The organism is Bacillus sp. GB_SG_008 (genome assembly GCF_052038115.1).
Taxonomy (GTDB): domain Bacteria; phylum Bacillota; class Bacilli; order Bacillales; family Bacillaceae_G; genus Bacillus_A; species Bacillus_A rhizoplanae.
Genome location: NZ_JBPZSK010000022.1, coordinates 1 through 4,496 on the forward strand (window position 1 = coordinate 1; position 4,496 = coordinate 4,496).

4 protein-coding genes are annotated in these 4,496 nt (G+C 34.8%); all 4 read left to right on the forward strand.

Features of this window, described 5'->3' with window-relative positions:
* The coding region (locus ACTDJC_RS22345; RefSeq protein WP_440604722.1) for an MMPL family transporter at positions 1 to 785 on the forward strand (785 nt) is incomplete at its 5' end.
* Between the two features lie 251 nt (positions 786 to 1,036).
* The gene (locus tag ACTDJC_RS22350; RefSeq protein ID WP_098308165.1) at positions 1,037 to 2,431 is read left to right on the forward strand and encodes a sensor histidine kinase; all 1,395 of its coding nucleotides are present in this window, start codon (positions 1,037 to 1,039) and stop codon (positions 2,429 to 2,431) included.
* A 244-nt stretch (positions 2,432 to 2,675) separates the two neighbouring features.
* Positions 2,676 to 3,749, forward strand: a complete 1,074-nt coding sequence (locus ACTDJC_RS22355) for an ABC transporter permease (RefSeq protein WP_440604575.1) — start codon at positions 2,676 to 2,678, stop codon at positions 3,747 to 3,749.
* Positions 3,749 to 4,462, forward strand: a complete 714-nt coding sequence (locus tag ACTDJC_RS22360) for an ABC transporter ATP-binding protein (protein ID WP_098308161.1) — start codon at positions 3,749 to 3,751, stop codon at positions 4,460 to 4,462. The genes ACTDJC_RS22355 and ACTDJC_RS22360 overlap by 1 nt, the downstream gene beginning before the upstream one ends.
* Positions 4,463 to 4,496: the final 34 nt, after the last annotated feature.

Genomic DNA, 4,496 nt, shown 5'->3' on the forward strand with positions numbered 1-4,496 from the left:
TCACTTCAGGATTATCCGCACCAAATTCGAATTTGCCAAAAAATTTCTTATCAGAAGAAAAGCATGCCATCAGACTGCAATTGACCTTGCAAGACAACCCATACGATAAAGCAGCTTTAAATACAATAAGTACGCTCCGAGACAATAGTAAGGACTTGTTAACGAAAAGTGGCTTCGATTCAGAGCAGTATTCCTTGCATTATAGCGGGCAAACAGCACAGCAATTAGATGTGCAAGCTTTAAATCAAAAAGATACGATCGTGACGTTCTCGCTCATTTCCCTTTTCATTCTCATTATGCTGACATATCAATCACGATCTATCATTATCGCGTTCACAATGATGATAACAATGTTACTTTCTTATTCAGCAACGCTAGGACTAGGTTGGATGATCTTTCATTATATTTTAGGTTACGACTCGATTAGCTATCGTCTACCGGTCTACACCTTTGTATTTCTCATTGCATTAGGGGTGGACTATAATATTATGCTCGTATCCCGAATCAAAGAAGAGGCACAAAAACATGAATGGAAAGAAGCTGTGGCACGCGGGGTTGCTTTAACAGGGGGCGTCATTTCATCAGCAGGTATTATACTCGCAGCTACATTCGGCGTACTCATTACGCAACCACTTCAGGAACTCTTTCTGTTCGGTTTGACGATGACAATGGGGATTTTAATTGATACATTCCTTGTTCGTGGTATGCTGCTCCCTTCGATTCTAATTTTTTTCAAGCCAAACCGTTCCAAGCAAATTTCTTCAATTCCAACAGATTTGAAATAAACTAATGGTTCATCGTTTAAATAAAGTGAAAAGTGTGCTATCAAATTTGCTGACAGCACACTTTTCGTTTTATTCGCAATTGTAATAACGTGTTCATCTTCTGTTCATAAACATTTCTTATTCTACAAACGTAGAACTCCGTCAGTTTTTTCTTCCTCCCCACTTCTCTTCTTTATTTTTTCAAAATTTCAAGGTGGAAGTCTTACTGCCCGTTAATGCGGGATAGAAAAATGAATTAGAGGTGAAATACTATGCGATCATTATATTCAAGATTTGTCATTATATCGATTTTTATTATGTTAATTAGTAGTGTTGTAGCATTTTTACTTACAAATGTATATTATCATGTGTATTTAAAACCATATAACAGTGAGAAAATTTTAAAGTATGCAGAAGAAGTAAAGCATTTATATGAAAAAAATACAGAACTTAATAAAGATGATTATTTACAATCTATTTCTAGCCTTGGCTTTGAAATTTACTTAGTAGACGATAAAAAACAAGGTAAGCGATACGGTGATGATTTCAAGAAAATGAATGTTAGCGAAGAGACGATTGAACATGTATTAAACGGAAATATATACAATGGGATTTTAACATATCCAAATCATTTATTTGCTACCGGCTTTTTTGACAATACACTTTCGAATAGTATAGGAATTCCTGTTGAAAATAACGGTAAAGTGTATGCGCTATTTATTCGCCCAGATATTCAACAGCAATTTGGAGAATTACGTATTTTCTATGCTGTTTTATTAGGATTAACTATTATAATCAGCCTGATTTGTATCGCGATAGCTACCCGCTTTGTCGTTCGCCCTATTCAAAGATTTACAGGCGCGACAAAAGAAATTGCAAGTGGGAACTATGATTTAGCACTGCCAGAAAATCGGCGCGATGAAATTGGCACACTTGCAACTAGCTTTCGGAGAATGGCCAAAAGATTACGAAATTCAGAGCAGATGCGACAAGAATTTGTTTCGAATGTTTCGCATGAATTTCAGTCACCATTATCATCTATTCAAGGATTTTCCAAAACATTACAAACAAATGATTTAACGAAATCTGAGCAGACACATTACTTAGAAATCATTGAATCCGAAAGTCGACGCATGTCCAGTTTATGTAAACAATTATTAATGTTAGCATCGCTTGATAAAGAAGATCTTACTTTATGTAAGCAACCTTTTGATTTAGGGAAACAAATAAAAGATATTATTTTTATGCTTGAGTGGGAATGGCGAACAAAAGAACTTGCAGTTGAAATGGATGTTCCTAGCATACAAATTTACGGAGATGAAAACTTGCTTCATCAAGTATGGACCAACTTGTTTACCAACAGCATCAAATTTACAGAAAGCGGCGGAACAATTTCATTTGAAGCAGAAGAACTGGAAACAGAGTGGCGTATTTCGATTACTGATATGGGTATTGGTATACCGGAGAATGAAATAAAAAAAATATTTGATCGTTTTCATAAAGTCGATACTGCGCGAAACAGAAATGTAAATGGAAGCGGATTAGGTCTTTCTATTGTAAAAAAAGTCGTTGACCTTCATGGCGGAGCAATAACTGTTGATAGTGAACTTGGAAAAGGAACGACCTTTTCCATTTACCTTCCGAAACCAAAAGAAGAATCTATATGAAAACTCCCATCAGTGGGAGTTTTTTTCATCCCCCACTGATAGTTAGTTGAACCAATCGGGCTTTTACAGGCAGTTATTCCCCACCTATCTTCTTCGTTTTCTCTTAATCTTGAGGTGGAGGTTTTACTGCCCGCGAATAGCGGGATAAACGGTAGACTCTGCTTTTGTAATATTTTGTTCATATTCCGTTCATATTTCCTCTTTATGATAAGAGCATAGAACGAAACAAGGAGGAATGAACGTAATGTTTTTAGCACTTAAAGAATTAAAACAATCAAAATTACGATACGGATTAATCGGTACAATTATGATACTTTTATCATTTCTTGTACTTATCATATCAGGTTTAGCAAATGGTTTATCTCATGATAATGCCTCTTCCATTATCGAAATGAAAGCAGACAAGTTTGTAGTATCAAGTGATGCCGAGGGTAAATTATTACGCTCTCAAATTAAGCAAGACGACGTAGATAAAGTATTAGCACAAGTTGATGAAAAAGATGCGGTTCCAATGCATCTTAAAATGACGACATTTGAAAAAGAAGGAAGTTCAAAAAAAGTTGATGCTGCTATTTTTGCAAGTAAACAAGATGCATTCATTGCCCCAAAAGTGATTGAAGGGAAAAACAGTGCTTTAGCAGACAATGAAATCGTTGCTGATGAATCCATCAAAGAAAAAGGTATAAAGCTTGGAGATGAGCTAGTAGATCCTATTTCTAAGAAAACTTTCAAAGTTGTTGGATTTACAGAAAATCAAATGTTTAGCCATACACCTGTTGTTCATATGAATGAAAATGTATGGAGCAGCATTGCAATGCCAAATGAAAAAGATTACAGTATAATCGCTCTAAATACTGATAAAAAAATCGATAATACAGATAATGTAAAAATCGTTGATAAAAAAGAAGTACTACAAGGTATTCCAGGTTATAAAGAAGAACAAGGAACATTAACAATGATTATTGCGTTTTTACTTGTAATTTCAGCATTATTAATCGGTGTTTTCTTCTATGTTATTACTTTACAAAAAACACACCAATTAGGCGTATTAAAAGCAATCGGAACAAAAAACTCATATTTAGCAGGTAATTTAGTTGTACAATCTATCTTCTTATCTGGTGTCGCTCTTGTAATCGGCATTGGCTTAATCTTGGCAATAGAGACTGTTTTACCAGCTGGCATGCCATTCTTATTAACAACAACAACAATCTTACAATATTCAGGTATCTTTATCGTAATTAGTATATTCGGTACACTAATTTCTCTATATCAAGTATTGAAAGTAGATGCACTAGAAGCAATCGGAGGTGGAATGTAATGGTAACAGAAGTGAAATGGGATAACCCAGCGTCATTATTAAAGCTTGAACAAGTAAGTAAAGTATATGGCGAAGGAGATACAGAAGTAACTGCCTTACATCCAATTACATTAGATGTAAAAGAGGGCGAATTCATCGGTATTGTTGGTCCATCAGGTTCAGGGAAAAGTACATTGCTTTCCATTGCTGGTGCACTTCTCTCTCCTTCAAAAGGAAACATTTATATTTCTGAGCAAAACGTAACAAATTTATCAGAAAAAGAGATGACAAGTATTCGTCTAGAAAAAATTGGTTTTATATTCCAATTCGCGAATCTCGTACCTTTCTTATCGGTTAAAGAACAACTTTTATATATCGCTAAGTTAAAGGGAGAAAATAAAAAAGAAGCGGACAAGCTTGCAACTGAATTACTGAAAACATTTGGATTATCACATCGAATGAATCATTATCCAAATCAACTTTCAGGCGGTGAAAAACAACGTGTAGCCATCGCTCGTGCTTTTATGAATAATCCAGACTTAATTTTAGCCGATGAACCTACTGCTAGTCTTGATTCAAAACGTGCTAGAGAAGTAGTTGAATTAATGAAGCATGAAGTTAAGAAAAACAAAAAAGCAGCAATTATGATTACACACGATGAAAAAATGCTTGATGTATGTGATCGAATTTTAACACTTCGAGATGGAAAATTACTACGCGAAAACGAAATTTAAGAGCAAAAGTCCAATAAAAGTAATCTTAAAAAAA

What these genes read in the sequence shown, in the direction of transcription:
- ACTDJC_RS22350 (WP_098308165.1), top strand. Translation starts at nt 1,037, where the DNA reads ATGCGATCATTATATTCAAGATTTGTCATTATATCGATTTTTATTATG.
- ACTDJC_RS22355 (WP_440604575.1), top strand. Translation starts at nt 2,676, where the DNA reads ATGTTTTTAGCACTTAAAGAATTAAAACAATCAAAATTACGATACGGA.
- ACTDJC_RS22360 (WP_098308161.1), top strand. Translation starts at nt 3,749, where the DNA reads ATGGTAACAGAAGTGAAATGGGATAACCCAGCGTCATTATTAAAGCTT.